The sequence below is a fragment of the Streptomyces sp. NPDC001381 genome, from assembly GCF_042895685.1.
Taxonomy (GTDB): domain Bacteria; phylum Actinomycetota; class Actinomycetes; order Streptomycetales; family Streptomycetaceae; genus Streptomyces.
This window is the reverse complement of record NZ_JBIAWO010000001.1, coordinates 629,601-647,999: the sequence shown is the minus strand read 5'-3', so window position 1 is coordinate 647,999 and position 18,399 is coordinate 629,601. Positions and strand designations below refer to the sequence as shown.

The 18,399-nt window shown below is 73.7% G+C and carries 17 protein-coding genes and 1 pseudogene; 8 read left to right on the top strand and 10 right to left on the bottom strand.

Annotated features, from left to right (window positions below; translation table 11 throughout):
* Positions 1-79 precede the first annotated feature (79 nt).
* The 3 genes and pseudogenes from ACFY2L_RS02910 to ACFY2L_RS02900 all read right to left on the bottom strand — a co-directional run.
* Positions 80-901, bottom strand: a complete 822-nt coding sequence (locus ACFY2L_RS02910; RefSeq protein WP_390655620.1) for a DUF5336 domain-containing protein — start codon at positions 899-901, stop codon at positions 80-82.
* 167 nt (positions 902-1,068) lie between these two features.
* On the bottom strand, positions 1,069-2,034 hold the full coding sequence (locus ACFY2L_RS02905) for an N-acetylmuramoyl-L-alanine amidase (protein WP_390655621.1): 966 nt from the start codon (positions 2,032-2,034) through the stop codon (positions 1,069-1,071).
* A 259-nt stretch (positions 2,035-2,293) separates the two neighbouring features.
* A pseudogene (locus ACFY2L_RS02900) lies at positions 2,294-2,485 on the bottom strand (SigE family RNA polymerase sigma factor); the annotation flags it as partial.
* A 230-nt stretch (positions 2,486-2,715) separates the two neighbouring features.
* On the opposite strand from ACFY2L_RS02900, the gene ACFY2L_RS02895 reads away from it, so the two are divergent.
* Positions 2,716-4,461 (top strand): MFS transporter, encoded by a 1,746-nt coding sequence (locus ACFY2L_RS02895; RefSeq protein ID WP_390821313.1) that lies wholly within the window; start codon positions 2,716-2,718, stop codon positions 4,459-4,461.
* Positions 4,462-4,562: 101 nt separating this feature from the next.
* On the top strand, positions 4,563-5,213 hold the full coding sequence (locus ACFY2L_RS02890; protein ID WP_390821312.1) for a class I SAM-dependent methyltransferase: 651 nt from the start codon (positions 4,563-4,565) through the stop codon (positions 5,211-5,213).
* A gap of 106 nt (positions 5,214-5,319) precedes the next feature.
* Here ACFY2L_RS02890 and ACFY2L_RS02885 read toward each other — a convergent pair whose 3' ends face one another.
* Positions 5,320-5,952: a response regulator gene (locus tag ACFY2L_RS02885; RefSeq protein ID WP_390656183.1), complete on the bottom strand. Its 633-nt coding sequence runs from the start codon at positions 5,950-5,952 to the stop codon at positions 5,320-5,322.
* A 32-nt stretch (positions 5,953-5,984) separates the two neighbouring features.
* Positions 5,985-7,295, bottom strand: coding sequence for a sensor histidine kinase (locus ACFY2L_RS02880; protein ID WP_390821693.1), 1,311 nt, complete (start codon positions 7,293-7,295; stop codon positions 5,985-5,987).
* Between the two features lie 508 nt (positions 7,296-7,803).
* Here ACFY2L_RS02880 and ACFY2L_RS02875 point away from each other — a divergent pair.
* The 3 genes from ACFY2L_RS02875 (at position 7,804) to ACFY2L_RS02865 (ending at position 10,840) form a co-directional block, all read left to right on the top strand.
* On the top strand, positions 7,804-8,661 hold the full coding sequence (locus ACFY2L_RS02875; RefSeq protein ID WP_390821311.1) for a MaoC/PaaZ C-terminal domain-containing protein: 858 nt from the start codon (positions 7,804-7,806) through the stop codon (positions 8,659-8,661).
* Between the two features lie 32 nt (positions 8,662-8,693).
* Complete coding sequence (locus tag ACFY2L_RS02870; protein WP_390821310.1) at positions 8,694-9,770, top strand: Zn-dependent alcohol dehydrogenase; 1,077 nt, start codon at positions 8,694-8,696, stop codon at positions 9,768-9,770.
* 131 nt (positions 9,771-9,901) lie between these two features.
* A complete protein-coding gene (locus tag ACFY2L_RS02865; protein WP_390821309.1) occupies positions 9,902-10,840 on the top strand; it encodes a 3-oxoacyl-ACP reductase in 939 nt (312 codons plus the stop codon).
* A gap of 169 nt (positions 10,841-11,009) precedes the next feature.
* On the opposite strand, the gene ACFY2L_RS02860 is transcribed toward ACFY2L_RS02865, so the two are convergent.
* Together ACFY2L_RS02860 and ACFY2L_RS02855 are read right to left on the bottom strand one after the other, a co-directional pair.
* Positions 11,010-11,168, bottom strand: coding sequence for a hypothetical protein (locus ACFY2L_RS02860; protein WP_390655627.1), 159 nt, complete (start codon positions 11,166-11,168; stop codon positions 11,010-11,012).
* A gap of 94 nt (positions 11,169-11,262) precedes the next feature.
* Positions 11,263-12,504 (bottom strand): hypothetical protein, encoded by a 1,242-nt coding sequence (locus ACFY2L_RS02855; protein ID WP_390821308.1) that lies wholly within the window; start codon positions 12,502-12,504, stop codon positions 11,263-11,265.
* A 515-nt stretch (positions 12,505-13,019) separates the two neighbouring features.
* Between ACFY2L_RS02855 and ACFY2L_RS02850 the strand changes: the two genes are divergently transcribed.
* From ACFY2L_RS02850 to ACFY2L_RS02840, 3 genes are read left to right on the top strand one after another with little or no spacing between them, the layout of a single operon-like run.
* Positions 13,020-13,877 carry a Nif3-like dinuclear metal center hexameric protein gene (locus ACFY2L_RS02850; RefSeq protein ID WP_390655629.1) on the top strand — a complete coding sequence of 286 codons (858 nt, stop codon included), beginning with the start codon at positions 13,020-13,022 and terminating at the stop codon, positions 13,875-13,877.
* On the top strand, positions 13,874-14,617 hold the full coding sequence (locus tag ACFY2L_RS02845; RefSeq protein ID WP_390656185.1) for a zinc ribbon domain-containing protein: 744 nt from the start codon (positions 13,874-13,876) through the stop codon (positions 14,615-14,617). Before ACFY2L_RS02850 ends, ACFY2L_RS02845 begins: the two co-directional genes overlap by 4 nt.
* 12 nt (positions 14,618-14,629) lie before the next feature.
* Positions 14,630-16,075 carry a bifunctional RNase H/acid phosphatase gene (locus ACFY2L_RS02840; protein WP_390821307.1) on the top strand — a complete coding sequence of 482 codons (1,446 nt, stop codon included), beginning with the start codon at positions 14,630-14,632 and terminating at the stop codon, positions 16,073-16,075.
* Between the two features lie 49 nt (positions 16,076-16,124).
* Here the strand turns inward: ACFY2L_RS02840 and eda are convergent, their stop codons facing one another.
* The 3 genes from eda to ACFY2L_RS02825 form a co-directional block, all read right to left on the bottom strand.
* Positions 16,125-16,772 (bottom strand): bifunctional 4-hydroxy-2-oxoglutarate aldolase/2-dehydro-3-deoxy-phosphogluconate aldolase, encoded by a 648-nt coding sequence (eda, locus tag ACFY2L_RS02835; RefSeq protein ID WP_390821306.1) that lies wholly within the window; start codon positions 16,770-16,772, stop codon positions 16,125-16,127.
* A gap of 112 nt (positions 16,773-16,884) precedes the next feature.
* Entirely contained in the window at positions 16,885-17,667 is a 783-nt protein-coding gene (yaaA, locus tag ACFY2L_RS02830) for a peroxide stress protein YaaA (RefSeq protein ID WP_390821305.1), read from the bottom strand.
* Positions 17,668-17,798: 131 nt separating this feature from the next.
* Positions 17,799-18,386: a hypothetical protein gene (locus tag ACFY2L_RS02825; RefSeq protein WP_390821692.1), complete on the bottom strand. Its 588-nt coding sequence runs from the start codon at positions 18,384-18,386 to the stop codon at positions 17,799-17,801.
* Between the last annotated feature and the right edge of the window lie 13 nt (positions 18,387-18,399).

Here is an 18,399-nt window from a genome sequence, read left to right as displayed (position 1 = left end):
GGGCTGCGACTGTACGACAACGGCCCCCCGCCCGGAAGGGCGAGGGGCCGTTCGTGCCGCTGTCCGGCCGGGCCGGGGCTCAGCCGCGCTGAATGCCGGAGGTGTCCCGCAGGACACCGCGACGACCGTCCTGCGTCTGGGCGACCAGGCCCTGGGCGCCCTGCTCGACCGCGAGGTACCAGGTGCCCGGCGCCAGCTCCGCGATCGGCATCGGCGCGCCGTCCTCCGCGTACAGCGGGCGCGGCACCGGCACCGCGAACCAGAACGGCGAGAAGTCCGGCGCCGGCGGCTGCGCGGCCGGACCGGGCTGACCGCCGAACTGCTGGCCCGGCTGCCCCTGCTGCGGCTGACCACCGAAGGCCGCGGGCTGCTGCGCCCCCGGGTAGCCGTAACCGGCGGGCGGCTGGGCGCCGTAGGGCTGGGGCGCCGCCGGCTTCGGAGCCGGGACGAGACCGGCCTGGAGGGCCGGGACGAGGGGGGTGGCGATGGCGGCGGCGGCCATGATCAGGGTGGCGATCAGGGCGATGATCAGGCCGGTGCCGGCGGAGGGGGCGTTGGAGTTGTCGCCACTGAAGTTGTCCAGGCCGCCCACCGGGTCGATGACGTTGCCGAGGGCACTCCACGCGGCGAAGAGCGCGAACGCCACACCGAACGGGCCGAGCTCCAGACCCGCCACCTTCCGGGGCTGCGGCAGAGCGCGGGAGACGACGATGAGTGCGGCGCCGATGAGGCCCGCCAGAACGACACTGAGCAGGACCGGTCCGCTCGACCACAGGCTCGGGATGTCGATGCTGTCGGAAACGCCGTCGTACGAGTAGTTGTCGAGAAACGACGCGATGAACAGCAACACCGCTGCTCCGATCACCACGCCGTCGCCTCGAGTGAGGGAGCGGATATTCACTTCAGGTCCTTCGTCAGTCGTCTCGTCATCGGTACGTCCGTTAGAGGCGTCGCTGTCACCATGCCGCCGTCGGGCCCCGGTGTGAAGCGCGGGGGTGGCCCCTGATCGTAGGGACGACACTATCGTCCGTGCGATCAGGCTGTCCGCCGGGATCAGCGCGCCGATCACTACCCGCGCAGGAAACTCACGATTCCCTCAGAGATCCCCTGCGCCGCCTTCTGCCGCCAGGCGCCGCTGGTCAGCAGTGCCGCGTCCTTGGTATCGCGCATGTTGCCGCACTCGATGAACACCTTGGGAACCGTTGACAGATTGAGACCGCCCAGGTCCTCACGCGTGACGAGACCGGTGCCGTCGCCGATGTAGTTGGACGGTGAACTGCCCGTGCTGCGGGCGAAGTCGTCCGCGATCAGCTTCCCGAGGTCCTTCGACGCGGCGACGATCGGACGGGTGTCGGCGGCGCCCGCGTGCACCGCGCCCGGCAGGATCACATGGAATCCCCGGTTGCCCTGTGCCGACCCGTCGGCGTGGATCGACACCACGGCGTCGGCGTGCGCCGCGTTCCCGATCCGGGCCCGCTCGTCGACACACGGCCCGAACGCCCGGTCCGCGTCCTGCGTCAGCTTCACCGTCGCCCCCTGCCGCTGCAGCAGCGTGCGCAGCCGGTGTGCCACGTCGAGCGTGAACTTCGCCTCGCTGTAACCCGCGTTGGTGGCCGTCCCCGTCGTGTCGCACTCCTTGCGGTGGGTGCCGATGTCCACCTTGCGGTTGATCTCTGCGGTGTGCTGGGAGTTGGTGAGGTTGTGGCCGGGGTCGATGACGACGACCTTGCCCGCGAGGGGAGCGGCGTCCTGGCTCGGGGAGGCGGAGAGGGTGCCGGGCTTGTGGTCGGCGGCGGTGCCGGAAGGGGAGCCGATGACGCGGGTCGGGCCCCCCGCCGCCCCGCCGTTCCCACCGCTGCCGGCCCCGCCCAGCGCGTCGTACGCCACCCACCCCAGCAGCGCCCCGGGCACGAGCGCGGCCAGCGCCACGGTCAGCGGGCGGCGCAGCGGCGAGCGCCGGGCCTGCGGGGAGTCGTAGGGGTCGTACGACTCGGACGGGCCGAAGGGGTCGGGGTGCTGGCCGGAGTAAGACACGCTGCCACCCTAACGGGCACCTGGGCCGAGGCTCAGGAGACGGCGACGGGGGATGGCGTGGGCGCCGCCCTCGTGCCCGGCCACCCCTCCCGCGGGTCGCAGCCCTCCCGTCCGGACGTCGCGCCATCCCGTCACCTTCGCCGACTTGTACTCCGTGCCCTGCGGCGCCAGGCAGACGATCCAGTTGTACGGGGAGTCCTCGGTCCAGGGTCACGTGTCCCCAGCCGGTGCTGTCCTCCCCGATGCCGCGGTGCACGAAGTAGGCGCTCTTGCCGACCAGCTCGGCGGCCCGGCGCCAGGCCACATAGACCTGTTCGAGTGTCGACTGGACCAGGTCCTCAGCGGCGTGCTGCTCCCCCGTGAGGAGAAACGCCGTGCGCATCAGCCGTGGCCAGCGGCCGACGACGAAGGCCTGGAACTCGGTGTCCCGGGCTTGCTTTCGATCCCCCATGTGCGCCTCCTTGATACACAAAGGAGGCCACGAGCGGCCCGGACCGTTGCCTCCGACGGCACGGAAGATTCCGACCGGGCTTCGGCCGCCGTACCGGTCGTCGGACGGGGCCGGTGTGTCAAGAGTAGTTAAAGAAATCATTAGTACGCCAAAGCATCGGAATAGTTGCCCGTGCATACAGGTTCGGCCTCCATGTAATGCCGACCAGCCGCCCCGGAGGCCCCCACCCCATGACGCACACGACGACCGACCGGCCCACCCGCCGGACGAGCGGAGCCGTCGTCCCGGTGCTCGCCTTCGCGGGCATCGTGGTCGCGGTGATGCAGACCCTGCTCGTCCCGGTCATCAAGGACCTGCCGCAGCTGCTGGACACCGCGCCCAGCGACGCCACCTGGGTCCTGACCTCCACCCTGCTGTCGGGTGCCGTGGCCACGCCGATCATGGGCCGCCTCGGCGACCTGTACGGCAAGCGGCGCATGCTGATCCTCAGCCTCGCCGTGATGGTCGTGGGCGCTCTGGTCAGCGCCCTCGCCAGCACCCTGATCCCGATGATCGCGGGCCGCACCCTGCAGGGCTTCGCGATGGGCGCGATACCGCTCGGCATCGGCCTGATGCGCGACATGCTGCCCCGCGAGAAGCTCGGCTCGGCGATGGCCCTGATGAGCTCCTCGATCGGCGTCGGCGGCGGCCTCGCGCTGCCCGCCGCGGCCCTGGTCGCCCAGCACGCCGACTGGCACGCCCTCTTCTACGGCGCCGCCGGCCTCGGCGCCCTCGCCATCGCCCTCACGCTCCTCGTCGTCCCCGAGTCCCCGGCGCGCGCCGGGGGCACCTTCGACGTCCTGGGCGCGATCGGCCTCTCCACCGGCCTCGTCCTCTTCCTGCTGCCGATCACCAAGGGCAGCGACTGGGGCTGGACCTCCGGCACCACCCTCGGCCTGTTCGCCGCCTCCGCCCTGGTCCTCGCCCTGTGGGGCGTGATGGAGCTGCGCGTCGCGGCACCGCTGGTGGACCTGCGGACGACGGCCCGCCCCGCCGTCCTGTTCACCAACCTCGCCTCGATCATGGTCGGTGTCAGCTTCTACGTCGTCTCCCTGGTCCTGCCGCAGCTCCTCCAGCTGCCCACCGCCACCGGCTACGGCCTCGGCCAGTCCATGGTCGTCGCCGGTCTGCTCGTGGCCCCGCTCGGCCTGACGATGATGGTCACCGCGCCCGTCTACGCCCGCCTGTCCGCCAGGTACGGCCCCAAGGTCACCCTGATCCTCGGCATGCTGATCATCGCGATCGGCTACGGCGCCGGCCTCGGCCTGATGAGCGCCGCCTGGCAGAGCCTCGTCATCGCCGTGGTCCTCGGCGCGGGCATCGGCCTCGCCTACTCCTCCCTGCCCGCGCTGATCGTCGGCGCGGTCCCGGCCTCGGAGACCGGCGCGGCCAACGGCCTCAACACCCTGATGCGCTCCATCGGTACGTCCGTGTCGAGCGCCGTCATCGGCATGGTGCTGGCCAACACCGCGAACGACGTGGGCGGCGTCGCCGTCCCGACCATGCACGGCTTCCGCGTCTCCTTCCTGATCGCCACCGCCGCCGTCGCCGTGGGTCTGCTCTTCGCCCTCCTCCTGCCCCGTCAGCAGCGCCCGTCCGCTGCTGGCCCGCAGCTGCGCGCCAGCAGCGAGGAGGACGCCAACCTGGAGCGCGCCGAGCAGGCCCTGCGCGGCTTCCGCGGCCGGGTCGTGGACGCGGAGGGCGCGCCGGTCGCCCGTGCCAAGGTCACCCTGATCGACCCCCGGGGCCGCCAGGCGGGCGCCACCGTCTCCGCGGACGACGGCAGCTACAGCCTCGCCGTCCCCGCCCAGGGCGCCTACGTCCTCGCCGCCAAGGCCAGCGGCCACGGCCCGCTCGCCTCCGCAGCGACCCACGCGGGCGAAGCGGCTTCCGTGGAGCTGGACCTGGCGCTGCCGGGGGAGACGGTCACCGCCTGACCCGTCCGTGACACCGCGGTCCGCACCCCCCGTCGTTCCCCCGGCGGGGGGTGTGGTGCACCATGGGCCGCCGGCACGCACGTACTACCGAAGGGACCTCCATGTCCGCGGCACCCAAGCCCGAGATCCTGGCCGCGTTCGAGGCGGCGAAGGGCTTCATGCCCGTGGACGAGGGGCTCGCGCTGTACGCGGCCGCGGCGGAGGCCGTGCGGCTCGGGCTGCCGCTGCTGGAGGTCGGCACGTACTGCGGACGCTCCACGATCCTGCTCGCCGACGCGGCCCGCGAGGCGGGCGTCACCGCCCTCACCGTCGACCACCACCGGGGCAGCGAGGAACAGCAGCCGGGCTGGGACTACCACGACCCGGAGACCGTCGACCCCGAACTCGGCCTGATGGACACGCTGCCCACCTTCCGCCGGACGCTCCACCGGGCGGGCCTGGAGGAGCACGTCGTCGCCGTCGTCGGCCGCTCCCCGCAGATCGCGGCGATCTGGAGCTCGCCCCTCGGCCTCGTCTTCGTCGACGGCGGACACACCGACGAGCACGCCACCGCCGACTACGAGGGCTGGGCCCCGCACCTCGCGCAGGGCGGCCTCCTCGTCATCCACGACGTCTTCCCCGACCCCGTCGACGAGTTCACCGGCCAGGCCCCCTACCGCGTCTATCTGCGCGCCCTGGAGTCCGGCGCCTTCGCGGAGGTCTCCGCCACGGGCTCGCTGCGGGTGCTGCGGCGCACCGGCGCGGGGATCTAGGACGCGGCATGCCTCTCGCGGCGGTGGCGGTGCACGACGACTCCGGTCGCCATGGCCACCGTCACCGCCACCGCGCCCGCCCCTTGCGTCGGGCGGATGGCGGACGTCAGAGCCAGCCCTGCCGGCGGGCCTCGCGCATCGCCTCCATCCGGTTGCGGGTACCGGTCTTGCCGATGGCCGAGGAGAGGTAGTTGCGGACCGTGGACTCGGACAGGTGCAGCTTCGCCGCGATGTCGGCCACCGTCGCGCCGTCCGCCGACGCCTTCAGCGCGTCGCGCTCGCGGCCGGTCAGCGGATTCGGGCCGGCGCTGAGCGCCGCCGCCGCGAGCGCCGGGTCGACGACCGTCTCCCCGGTCAGCACCCGGCGGATCGCCGCCGCCAGCTCCTCCACCGGGCCGTCCTTGACCAGGAACCCGGCGGCCCCGGCCTCCATGGCCCGGCGCAGATAGCCGGGCCGGCCGAACGTCGTCAGGATCAGCACCCGGCAGTCGGGCACCTCCTCGCGCAGTACGGCGGCGGCGTCCAGGCCGCTCATGCCCGGCAGCTCGATGTCGAGCAGCGCGACGTCCGGGCGGTGGAGCAGGGCCGCGTCCACGATCGCGTCCCCGGCGCCGGTCTGCGCGACGACCTCGATGTCCGGCTCCATCCCCAGCAGCAGGGCCAGTGCCCCGCGCATCATGCCCTGGTCCTCCGCCAGCAGGACCCTGATCGACTTGGCGGGGCGGTGGTCGCGGGGCATCTCGTTCACGGACCGGCCGCCGGGCGTCTCGTTCACGGCCCCAGCGTAGGCCCGGTGGCCACCGGCGGCACCGCTCCCGCACACCCCGCACGCCCGCCCGGAGCGGTGGTCCACTCCGCCCCGTGCGGCGCCCTCACCTCGTCGGACCGAGTCTCCACGGGGAGTTTCGCGGTGACCCTGAAGCCGCCGCTCGGGCCGGGGCCCGCCGTCAGGGAGCCGCCGGCCGCCGCGAGGCGCTCACGCAGGCCGGTGAGACCGGTGCCGCCGCCGTCGGCGCCGCCCCCGCCGGCGCCCGTGCCGTTGTCCGTGACCGTGAGCCGGGCCCGTTCCTGAGTGCCCGTCACGGCTATCTCGCAGCGGGTGGCGCCGCTGTGCCGGACCACGTTGGTGACCGCCTCGCGCACCACCCAGCCCAGCAGAGCCGCCGTCTGCGGTTCCGCGGGAGCCCCCGACCGGCAGATGGACGGCTCGACACCGGCCGCCGTCAGGACCGAGCGGGCCCGGTCCAGCTCGGTGGCCAGACTGCCCTCGCGGTAGCCGGTGACCGCCTCGCGTATCTCCGTCAGCGCCTGACGGCCCACCGACTCGATGTCCGCGATCTGGGCGAGCGCCGCGTCCGGCCGGCCGGGAGCCAGCCGACGGGCCGCCTCCGACTTCACCACGATCACGGAGAGGGTGTGCCCGAGCAGGTCGTGCAGATCGCGGGAGAACCGCAGCCGCTCCTTGTCCACCGCCTGCCGGGCCAGCTCCTCGCGGGCCGCGCGCAGCTCCCGCACGGCCTCGGACAGGCTCAGGATCACGGCCGTCACGATCGTGGAGATCCAGGTGGCGTAGGCGGTGCCGAGGCCGCTCCAGCCGTTGTGGAGGTAGGAGACCGCGCCCGCCAGGACGGCCAGGACGACGCCTGCCAGAGGCAGGTGACGGCCGCGCAGGGCGGCGCCCGCGGCGAGGCCGAGCAGCGGGAAGAACAGCACCCAGCTGCCGCCGTACCCGAGGGCGAGGCCGCAGGTCACCACGGCCATGACCGCCAGCGCCACCCGGGTGGAGACCGCCTCCCGCTTCTCCTTCACGAACGCGCGGACGGCGACGTAGATGTAGCAGGAGTTGAAGGTGAGCACGCCCAGGCCGCCGAGCAGCGGGTTGGGCGTCTCGCCCTGGAACAGGTTGGAGAAGGCGCCCATGCCCAGCAGCAGCCAGGGCAGCAGGGAGACGGGGCTGGACGGCGGGCCCGGCGACTCGCCCTCCTTGTCCTCCCGGGCCGCCCGCACCCGCGCCCGCCAGGCCTCCCGGTGGCAGGCCGCCCCGCGCCGCCACCGCGCCCCGTGCTCCTCCGGCCTCGTCATCTCTGCCGCCCCCGTTCCAGCGTTGTCCACGCTCTCGACGCTACGGCTCCGGGCGGGTGTGCGGCAGGCAGGGATGTCATCAACCCGGCAGTACAAATGTCACAGCCGCCCGGTAGCTGCCCGCCGACTCCGAGCCGTGCCCGCCGATTCCGAGGCGTGCCCGGCGACTCCGAGCCGTGCCACCGTACTTCGAGCTGCGCTCGGCGGAATCAGAGTGAGCCGCCCCACCGGACCCCGAGTGAGCCGCGCCCGTCGGCCCCCCCCTGGCCGCGCCCGCCGTCCCCCGGCCGCGCCCGGCCGGCCGGCCCCTCGTCCACCGCCGGACCCCGGGTCTGACACTCCGTCAGGAGCCTTCACAAGTGTCGAGCGCTCGGCTATACAGAGGGCGCCGGACTGGAACGCGTTCTAGATCGGCACCGCGACGACCTCGGTGCGTCCGACGGTGCGGACGGTCGCACCGAGGTCTTGACCGGCCCGTGCCGGGCCCGAGCCGTGACCAGGGAGCCCCATGCCCATCGACGCAGCCAAGGCGCTCGCCGCCGCCCCCCGCTCCGGTGAGATCTCCTGGATTCCGAAGGACGTCCAGCTCTACCACCTCGGCATCGGCGCCGGCGTCCCCGCGACCGACCCCGACGAGCTGCGCTACACCCTCGAGTCCCGGCTGCACGTCCTGCCGAGCTTCGCCACCGTCGCGGGCGCCGGTTCCCCCGGTGTGATCAGCGGACTGTCCATGCCCGGCGTCGACGTCGACCTCGCCCGCGTCCTGCACGGAGGACAGCGTCTGGAGATCCACCGCCCCCTCCCGGCCGAGGGCCGGGCGACCGCCACCGGGCGCATCGCCGCCGTGTACGACAAGGGCAAGGCCGCCGTCCTCGTCATGCGCACCGAAGTGGCCGACGACGACGGGCCGTTGTGGACCAACGACGCCCAGATCTTCGTACGCGGGGAAGGCGGCTGGGGCGGCGACCGCGGGCCCTCCACCCGCCTGGACCCGCCCGTCGGCGAACCCGTCAGGGTGGTCGAGCGGGCGGTCCGCGAGGACCAGGCCCTCCTCTACCGTCTCTCCGGCGACGGGAACCCGCTGCACGCCGACCCGGAGTTCGCCAAGCTCGCCGGGTTCGAGCGGCCCATCCTGCACGGCCTGTGCACGTACGGGATCACCCTCAAGGCGGTCGTCGACACCCTGCTCGACGGCGATGTGACCCGGGTGCGCTCGTACGCCACCCGCTTCGCCGGGGTCGTGTATCCCGGCGAGACCCTGCGCATCCGGATGTGGCGGGGCGAGGGCGAGGTGCGGGTGGCCGTGAGCGCGGCCGAGCGTGACGATGCGGCGGTCCTCGCCGACACCGTCGTACAGCACACCTGAGACCGTCCACCGTTGGTGAGGGGAGCCGCACCATGCGCGCAGCCGTACTGCACGAGATCGGCCAGGACAAGCTGGAGGTCCTCGACGACGTCGAGGCGGTGGGCTTCGGCCCCGGCAGGGTCAGGATCCGGATACGGGCCACCGGGCTGTGCCACTCCGACCTCTCCGCGATGGGCGGGGTGCTGCCGCAGCCCGCGCCGTTCGTGCCCGGACACGAGGGCGCGGGCGAGATCCTGGAGGTGGGGGAGGGCGTCACCCGGGTGAAGCCCGGCGACCGGGTCGTGGTCTGCTGGCTGCCCGCCTGCGGCGCGTGTCCCGCCTGCAAGCGGGGCCAGACCGAGCTGTGCCTGGCCGGGTTCGTGAACGCCGGCACGCCCAACTTCCGCCGCGGGGGCGGTGACGTGTTCGGCTTCGCCGGGACCGGCACCTTCGCCGAGGAGGTCGTCGTCGACGCCGGCTGCGCCGTCCCGATCCCCGACGACGTGCCCTTCGACATCGCCGCCCTCATCGGGTGCGGGGTGACGACGGGCCTCGGCGCCGCCCTCAACACGGCGGACGTGGAGGCCGGTTCGTCCGTCGCCGTGATCGGCTGCGGCGGGGTCGGCATCTCCGCGATCCAGGGCGCGCGGCTCAAGGGAGCCGCCGAGATCGTCGCCGTCGACCCCGTCGCCTCGCGCCGCGAGGCCGCGCTCAGGTTCGGCGCCACGAAGGCGGTCTCGCCGGAGGAACTGCCCGGAGCGAAGCAACTGGTCACCGGCGGCGAGGGGTTCGACTACGTCTTCGAGGTCGTCGGCCGCTCCGCCACCGCCCGCACGGCCTACGAGAACACCCGGCGCGGCGGCACCCTCGTCGTCGTCGGGGCGGGCGCCATGGACGACTTCCTCCAGCTCAACATGTTCGAGCTGTTCTTCGACGAGAAGCGGATCCTGCCCTCGATGTACGGCGGCGGAGACGTCCTGCGCGCCTACGAGCGGACCATCGCGCTGTGGCGGGCCGGCCGGATCGATCTCGCCGGACTGATCACGCACCGGCTCCCGCTCGCCGAGATCAACGAGGCGCTGGACCAGATGCGCACGGGCGCGGCTCTGCGTACCTGCATCGAGATCTGAGACGACCCGACAGCGGTCTCCGACGACCTGGCAGTGGTCTGCGACGACCCGACAGCGGTCTGAGGCGACCGACAGAGATCCGACATCCGACAGAGATCCGACATCCGACAGAGAAGATGCGGGAGGCCTTTATGGCACTGCCACTCGAGGGGCTGGCCGCGATCGTCACCGGTGCCGGGCGCGGGCTCGGGCGGGCCGAGGCGCTGGAGCTGGCCCGGCTGGGCGCGGCCGTCGTCGTCAACGACTACGGCCGCCCGGGACGGGACGGCTCGGGCGAGCTGTCGGCCGCTCCCGCGGAGGAGGTCGCGGCGGAGATCCGGGCCGCGGGCGGTACCGCGCTCGTCCACACCGGGGACGTGTCCGACTTCCCGCAGGCCCGTGAGCTGGTCGAGTTGGCGATCGGGGAGTTCGGCAAGCTGGACGTCGTCGTCAACAACGCGGGCATCCTGCGCGACCGCATGGTCTTCTCCATGACGGAGGAGGAGTGGGACTCGGTGATCCGGGTCCACCTCAAGGGACACTTCAACACCACCCGCTTCGCCGCCGCGCACTGGCGGGAGCGGTCCAAGGCGGCGGGCGCTCCGGTGTACGGGCGGATCGTGAACACCGCGTCGGAGGCGTTCCTCGCGGGGTCGGCGGGACAGCCCAACTACGCGGCGGCGAAGGGCGGGGTCGTCGGCCTGACGACCTCCACGGCCCTCGCGCTCGGCAAGTACGGGGTGACCGCCAACGCGATCTGCCCGCGTGCCCGCACCCGGATGACGGCGGACGTCTTCGCCGGGTTCGAGCAGCCCGCCGAGGGGCTCGACCCGCTCGCCCCCGAGCATGTCGCCCCGCTCGTCGGGTACTTGGCGTCACCGGCCGCCGCGCGGATCAACGGGCAGCTGCTCGTGGTGCACGGCGGGATGGTCGCCGTCGTCGAACGGCCACGGGTGCAGGCGAAGTTCGACAGCAAGCAGGACACCTTCAGCTACGAGGAGCTGGACGCCGTCCTCGGCCCGCACTACGCGGACCGGCCGGCCGGGGAGACGTTCGCGGCGGCGGAGGTGCTGGGGCTGCGGCGGGGATAGTCCGTAGCGGCTGAGCGCGCGCGGACGAAGGGGCGCGCGGGGAAGGTGCGCAGGCGGGCGGAGGAGCGCGCGGGGAAGGTGCGCAGGCCGGCGGAGGAGCGCAGGTGAAGGGGCGCAGGCGAAGGGGCGCCTTCCGCCCGTAGACGGGAGGCGCCCCTTCGGCGTACTGTCAGGCAGCCGCTTCGGCCTGTTCCTCGGCCGGCTTGCGGTGTCGGCCGCGCGGGGCCGAGTCGCCGTCGTGGGACGAGACCGGGCCCCTGTGCCGGCCGTGACCGGCCGTCTCCTGGGCGTCGGCGGACAGCGGCTGCCTGTTGCTTGCGTCGCTCATCGGTTGAGTTCACCCCGTCAACATGATCTTTTTCAGCCGGGTGAGTTTATCCGGCACACCACGGGGCGAATCCAGGCGGGCACGCCAACCGCTGCTACTTCGTTACAAGTCGGCCAAGCGGAGCCTCTTGCAGAGGGACCGGGCGAGGTGCCGGCGGGGTGGTGGCCGGATCGCAGGACGACCCGGCCGCCGGCTCCCCGAACTCCGCCGGGCCCCGGTCCGAGTGCCGGGCCGGACCCCTGTCCGGGTCCCCGTCCGGGGCCGTGGCCGGGGCGGGCGGTGGCGCCGTCAGCCGGGCCACCGCGCAGGGTTCCGTCCTCGTGGCGTACGGCAGCCGGAGCACGCCGTCCTCCGTCCACAGACCGGTGCCGGCCAACCAGCCCTCAGGGGCAGCGAATTGGTGGAGGTGCCGGTCCGCGGGGCGCCAGACGCCGACCCAGCTGCCGAAGGGGCTGTCGATCCGCAGCGCCACCGCGCAGCGCTCCGGCAGGAGCATCTGGCCGGGCTGGAGGGCGAACGGCGTGAGGGTACGGCCGGGCAGGCGCAGGGACTCCGGGAAACGGACCGGCAGGGTGCTGCCCAGCACACCCCACCCCAGCCGGGGCTCGCCGGGGGAGGGGGCGTCCGAGCCGATCAGCAGCAGACCGCTGTCGGGGTCGGCGAGCAGGAGGCGGTCGTCGCTGTGGGCGGCGATCTGCAGCAGCGGGGAGACCTCGCCGCCGCGCTCCAGGTCCACCACGACCGTCTTGGTCCGCCCGCCGATCTCACGGTCCAGGGCGAGCATCCGGCCCGTACGGTCCAGCCATACGCCGCCCGAGCAGCGGCCCGGGATCTCGGCGAGGTGCTCGGGCCCGAAGGCGCCGCCGGCCACCAGCCACACGGCGGTGGTGTACCGGCCCACGGCGAGGGCGTACGCGCGGGCGCCGCAGGGGGCCGGGGGGAGCAGGCGCAGGCTGGTGGCCTCGTCCGGGCACTCCACGGCGCCCAGGGGGTGTTCCCCGGTGCCGGGGTCGGTGGGGTAGAGGAGGGAGAAGGTGTGCAGGTCCTGGACGGGCCGCCGGACCAGGACCCGGCCGTCGGCCAGCGGCTGCACCTCCGTGCCGGGCTCTTCCGGCTGGTTGGCGGGGAGCGGTACGGCGTAGGGCTCGGGGCCGTCGAGCGTCCAGCGCTCCGGGAACCAGGTGTCGGGGCGGGGGCCTCGGGCGAGGCGGGCGGCGTAGGCGCCGTCCGCGGTGATCACACAGGGGGCGGGCGGTGTGTGGTCCTCGTCGCCGTCCGCCTCGTCCGTCCCGTCCGCTCTGTCCTTCGCGGCGGGTCCGATCGCACAGACCGTCATGGTTCGGTCACCTCCGGTGACGAAGCTAGTTTCGCATGCGCGGCTGGGGGAGTGGGGGACGGGCGCTTCCCTCGTAAGAGTGGTGCAGAAGCGATTCGCCTGAGGTCGGTCGGACGGCTGTGCATCCCCGGGCCTCCGTCCCGCCGGGCGCCGGCCCCGGCCCGCGCACCAGACGCCGGCCGCCCCCGCCCGCCTGCCTGTCTCGTCTGGCGTCGGCCTCCGGTCCGCGCATCGGGTGCCGGCGGTCCCGGCCCGCCCGCCTCGCCGGATGGGCCCCGGCCCGCCCGCCGCCGGGATCGGCACGGCCGTGGGTCACCGGGCCCGGTGACCCGGCCGGTGAGCTCGGCCGGGTGCGGCGGGCGGCCAAGGGCGGCTTGCCGGGGGGCGGTGGGGACGGGCGGCTTGCCCGGCGGTCGTATCGGAACCGGGGGCCGATTTCCCCTTCCCCCGCCCCCCGCCCGGCGGCCCCACCCGCACCGGTACTGCCGCGTGAAACGGCCAGGTAGCCTTGCCCCGTGCCCCGTCTGTCTGAAGTCATCGCCGCGCTGGAGAACCTGTGGCCCGCCGAGCGGGCCGAGTCCTGGGACGCGGTCGGAACCGTCGTGGGGGAGCCCGGTCAGGACGTCTCCCGGGTGCTGTTCGCCGTCGACCCGGTCCAGGACGTCGTAGAGGAAGCCGTGAAGCTGGGCGCCGATCTGCTCGTCACCCACCATCCGCTCTACCTCCGGGGGACCACCACCGTCGCGGCCTCCACCTTCAAGGGGCGGGTCGTGCACACCCTCATCAAGAACGACATCGCCCTGCACGTCGCCCACACCAACGCCGACACCGCCGACCCCGGGGTGAGCGACGCCCTCGCCGGCGCCCTCGACCTGCGCGTCGTACGGCCTCTCGTGCCCGACCCCACCGACGGCGAAGGGCGGCGCGGCCTCGGCAGGATCTGCGAGCTGGACCACCCGCTCACGGTCCGCGAGTTCGCCGCCCGCGCCGCCGAGCGGCTGCCCGCCACCGCCCAGGGCATCCGGGTGGCGGGGGACCCCGAGGCCCTCGTACGGACCGTCGCGGTCAGCGGCGGGTCCGGGGACAGCCTCTTCGAGTACGTCCGTGCCGCCGGCGTCGACGCCTTCCTCACCGCGGACCTGCGCCACCACCCGGCGTCCGAGGCCCGCGCCGAGAGTCCTCTCGCGCTGCTCGACGCGGCGCACTGGGCCACCGAATGGCCCTGGTGCGAGCTGGCCGCAACCCAGCTCGACGAGATCTCCGACCGGAAGGGATGGGGCCTCAGGGTCCATGTCTCCCGTACGGTCACCGACCCCTGGACCGCCCACGCGGCGTCCAGCCCCACCTCTAGCGCAATGGGAGCCCCCAACTGAACGCCGCGCCCGCCGACCAGATCCGCCTTCTCGACGTCCAGGACCTCGACGTCCGCCTTCAGCAGCTCGCGCACAAGCGGCGGTCGCTGCCCGAGCACGCCGAGATCGAGTCGCTGACCAAGGATCTGACGCAACTGCGCGACCTGCTCGTGGCCGCGCAGACCGAGGAGAGCGACACCGCCCGCGAGCAGACGAAGGCCGAGCAGGACGTGGACCAGGTGCGCCAGCGTGCCGCCCGCGACCAGCAGCGCCTCGACTCCGGAGCGGTCACCTCCCCCAAGGACCTGGAGAACCTCCAGAAGGAGATCGTCTCCCTCGCCAAGCGCCAGGGTGACCTCGAGGACGTCGTCCTGGAGGTCATGGAGCGCCGGGAGGCCGCCCAGGAGCGCGTCGCCGAGCTGACCGAGCGGGTCGGCGCCGTGCAGGGGAAGATCGACGACGCGACCGCCCGCCGGGACGCCGCCGTCGAGGAGATCGACGGCGAGGCCGCCACGGTCACCAAGGAGCGCGAGGTCGTCGCCGGGTCCGTCCCCGCCGACCTGCTCAAGCTGTACGACAAGCTGCGTCAGCAGCAGGGCGGCATCGGCGCGGCCAAGCTGTACGCGCGCACCTGCCAGGGCTGCCGCCAGGAACTCGCCATCACCGAGCTCAGCGAGATCCGGTCGGCCGCGCCCGACACGGTCGTCCGGTGCGAGAACTGCCGCCGGATCCTGGTGCGCACGTCCGAATCCGGTCTGTAAGGGGTCTGCGGGGTGCGGGAGTTCATCGTCGAGGCCGACGGAGGGTCGCGGGGCAACCCCGGGCCCGCGGGCTACGGCAGCGTGGTGATCGACGCGGCGACGGGGGAGACGCTCGCCGAGCGCGCCGAGTACATCGGGGTCGCCACCAACAACGTGGCCGAGTACCGGGGTCTTGTGGCCGGCCTGCGCGCCGCCCACGAGCTCGACCCGTCGGCCGCGGTGCGCGTCCGCATGGACTCCAAGCTCGTCGTCGAGCAGATGTCGGGCCGCTGGAAGATCAAGCACCCCGACATGAAGCCGCTGGCCGCGGAGGCAGCCCGGGTCTTCCCGCCCGGGCAGGTCACCTACGAGTGGATCCCGCGCGAGCAGAACAAGCACGCAGACCGCCTGGCCAACGAGGCGATGGACGCGGGCCGGCGCGGTGAACAGTGGGACCCGGCCGCCTCCCGCGCCGCGCTCGCCGCCGCCCCGGCGGCCCCGGCCGTCCCCGAGCCGTCCGGCCCGCCCGGTGACGCGGCGGCGGGCGCGGCGAAGGCCCGGCAGGCGCTGGCCCGGAGCCGCCCGGCGACCGCCTCCGCCCCCGCCGCCGGTCCCGCCTCCGCCTCCGCCCCCGCCTCCACCCCCGCCGCCGGTCCCGCCCTGGGGGCGACGGCCGGGACGACGACTGCGGACACCCCCGGAACGACGGCCGCCGACCGCGACCTCCGTGCCGCCCGCACCGTCGCCACCCCGTCCGCTTCCACGGACGGCACCGTCCCGGAAGCCGCAGGAACCGCGCCCGCCGCGCCCACCGCGAAACCCTCCGTCGGATGGGGCGCCGCCCCCGACCTCGGTGCTCCCGCCACCTTCGTCCTGCTCCGGCACGGCGAGACGCCCCTCACCCCGCAGAAGCGGTTCTCCGGCAGCGGCGGCACCGATCCCTCCCTCTCCGACGTCGGCCGGGAGCAGGCCGAGCGGGTCGCGGCCGCGCTCGCCCGGCGCGGGACGATCCAGCACATCCTCGCCTCCCCGCTCGCCCGCACCCGCGAGACCGCCGGCGCCGTCGCCTCCCGCCTCGGTCTGGAGGTCACGATCGAGGAGGGGCTGATCGAGACCGACTTCGGCGCCTGGGAGGGGCTCACCTTCGGCGAGGTCCGGGAGCGTCACCCCGACGACCTGAACAAGTGGCTCGCCGACCCGGAGGCCGAACCCACCGGCGGTGGCGAGAGCTTCGCGGCCACCGCCGCCCGCATCGCCGCCACCCGCGACAAACTGGTCGCGGCGTACGCGGGCCGCACGGTCCTGCTGGTCACCCATGTGACCCCGATCAAGACGTTCGTACGGCTCGCCCTGGGCGCCCCGCCCGAGTCGCTGTTCCGCATGGAACTCTCGGCGGCCTCACTCTCGGCGGTGGCCTACTACGCCGACGGCAACGCCAGCGTCAGGCTCTTCAACGACACGTCCCATCTGAGGCCCTGAGGCCCTGAGGCCCTGAGGTCATGACGCCCGCGGTCATGACGCCCTGAGGTCACGAGGTCCTGAAGTACGTGGCGGCGCGTGCCAGGCCCTCGATCCGGCCCCAGTCCCGCGCCGCCACGGTCTCCGCCGGGACCATCCAACTGCCGCCCACGCAACCGACGTTGGGCAGGGCCAGATACTCCGCCGCGTTGTCCGGGCCGATCCCGCCGGTCGGGCAGAAACGGGCCTGCGGGAGTGGTCCGGCGAGCGACCGCAGATACGCCGTACCCCCCGCCGCCTGCGCGGGGAAGAACTTCATCTCCCGCACCCCCCGCTCGAGCAGCGCCACCACCTCCGACGTGGTCGACACCCCGGGCAGGAACGGCATCCCCGACGCCCGCATCGCCGTCAGCAGGACGTCCGTCCAGCCGGGGCTGACCAGGAACCGCGCCCCCGCCGCCGCGCACGCCGTCACCTGTTCCGGTGCGATCACCGTTCCCGCCCCGACCACCGCCCCCGGCACCTCCCGGGAGATCTCCCGGATCGCGTCCAGCGCAGCCGGCGTACGCAACGTCACCTCGATCGCCGGCAGCCCGCCCGCCACCAGGGCCCGCGCCACCGGTACGGCGTCGGCGGCGTCCTCGACGACCACCACGGGCACGACTGGGGCCAGGTCCAGTACCGAGGCAGCCGGCGAGGAGGGCGGCGGTGAGGTCATGCGCGTCATCGTGCCGGTGCCGTACAGCATGCGCAAAGGTCATTGCGCATGCTGCAACACTGTTCCGGTGCTTCCGGTGCTTCCGGTGCTGCGGTGTTCGTGGCGGTCCGGGTCAGTGCACCTCGTCCACCAGCACATCCAGCGTCCACGGCGTCCCCGCCCGCGCCGGCTCCCGCACCTCCACCACGTACCCGAGCCCGCGCAGCGCCTCCACCAGATCCGCCGGGCCCTGCGGCGCGATGCCCGCCGCCAGCAGGCTCCGCACGATCCGCCCCTTCGTCGCCTTGTTGAAGTGGCTGACGACCTTCCGGGTCGGCGCGTGCAGCACCCGCACGGTCGCCGTCCGCCCGGCCGGCTCGCCCTTCGGCTTCCACGCCGCCGCGTACGCCGCCGACCGCAGGTCGAGCACAAGCCCGTCCCCGGCCGCCTCGGGCAGCACGGCCGCCATCGGCGTCCGCCAGTACGCCCCCAGCGCCCCGAGCCCGGGCAGCTTCACCCCCATCGAGCAGCGGTACGAGGGGATCCGGTCCGTGACCCGGACGGCGCCCCACAGCCCCGAGAACACCAGCAGCGACCGCGCCGCGCGCTTCTTCGCGGCCGCGTCCAGGGAGGCCAGGTCGAGGGCGTCGTACAGGACACCCGTGTAGATCTCCCCGGCCGGACGCGCGCCCGCGGTCAGCAGCTCCGCGTTCTTCGCCACCTCGCCGCGCAGGCCCTCGCTCAGCCCGAGCACCTCGCGTGCCTTCTCCTCGTCACCCGTGCAGAGCTCGACCAGCTCGCCGAGCACGGCCTCCCGGGCGGCGGTCAGCCCCGGCAGCGCGAGCGACTCCAGCTTCAACGGCGCGCCACGACCGGACGAGGCCTTCCCCTCGGAGGGCGGCAGCAGGACAAGCACGGGATCTCCTTCTGTAGAGCTCTGCGACAGCGTACGGCGTACCACTGAGGCCCCAGCGCCGCTCCGCCCTCAGCGCCCCCGCGGCCCCGACACCCCTTCGCCCCAACGCCGCTCCGGCCCCCGACCTGCGCTCACGGCGCCGCCGGCGCGCCACCGTCCCGCGTGAGGGCCTGTACGAGGCCGGCGGCGTCGTCGGCGTGCAGGCGGACCACCCGGACCTCCCGGCGGCGGCCGAGGAGGGTGAGGTGGGGGACCGGGGCGGTGAGTTCGAGGGTGACCGAGGTCTGCGAGCCGACCGGAAGGTTCAGCTCACCGTCGGCATGCTCGTGCGTGGTGCGCCGCTCCTGCCGTATCGCGGCGATCGCGGCCAGCGGGATGCGCAGATCCACATGGGCCGCCTGACGGACGCGCAGGGCGTCGTCGTACAGGACGTGCGGCCGGACCGTCCAGGCCGCGTACAGACCGGCCACGAGGACGAACGTACAGAGGTCGAGGACGAGCACCACCCGGTGCGCGGCGGGCCAGTCGCGCAGCAGCACGGACAGGGTGAACGTCTCGACCGCGCACACGAACACGAACCCGGCCATGACCGCGCCCTGACCTCGCGCGTAGCCGAACGCCCGCCCGTCACCCACCCCGTGCCGCCGACGGGCCACCCACAGCAGCAGACCGGCCAGCAGCCGCAGTTCGTGCCGCACGAGGCTGGCCACGAGCCCCAAGACCCTGCCGCGG

Bases quoted from the DNA above. Each gene is read 5' to 3' on its own strand.
- ACFY2L_RS02895 (WP_390821313.1), top strand. From the start codon at position 2,716: ATGACGCACACGACGACCGACCGGCCCACCCGCCGGACGAGCGGAGCC.
- ACFY2L_RS02870 (WP_390821310.1), top strand. From the start codon at position 8,694: ATGCGCGCAGCCGTACTGCACGAGATCGGCCAGGACAAGCTGGAGGTC.
- eda (WP_390821306.1), bottom strand. From the start codon at position 16,772: ATGACCTCACCGCCGCCCTCCTCGCCGGCTGCCTCGGTACTGGACCTG.
- ACFY2L_RS02860 (WP_390655627.1), bottom strand. From the start codon at position 11,168: ATGAGCGACGCAAGCAACAGGCAGCCGCTGTCCGCCGACGCCCAGGAG.
- ACFY2L_RS02865 (WP_390821309.1), top strand. From the start codon at position 9,902: ATGGCACTGCCACTCGAGGGGCTGGCCGCGATCGTCACCGGTGCCGGG.
- ACFY2L_RS02890 (WP_390821312.1), top strand. From the start codon at position 4,563: ATGTCCGCGGCACCCAAGCCCGAGATCCTGGCCGCGTTCGAGGCGGCG.
- ACFY2L_RS02855 (WP_390821308.1), bottom strand. From the start codon at position 12,504: ATGACGGTCTGTGCGATCGGACCCGCCGCGAAGGACAGAGCGGACGGG.
- ACFY2L_RS02880 (WP_390821693.1), bottom strand. From the start codon at position 7,295: ATGACGAGGCCGGAGGAGCACGGGGCGCGGTGGCGGCGCGGGGCGGCC.
- ACFY2L_RS02885 (WP_390656183.1), bottom strand. From the start codon at position 5,952: ATGCCCCGCGACCACCGCCCCGCCAAGTCGATCAGGGTCCTGCTGGCG.
- ACFY2L_RS02875 (WP_390821311.1), top strand. From the start codon at position 7,804: ATGCCCATCGACGCAGCCAAGGCGCTCGCCGCCGCCCCCCGCTCCGGT.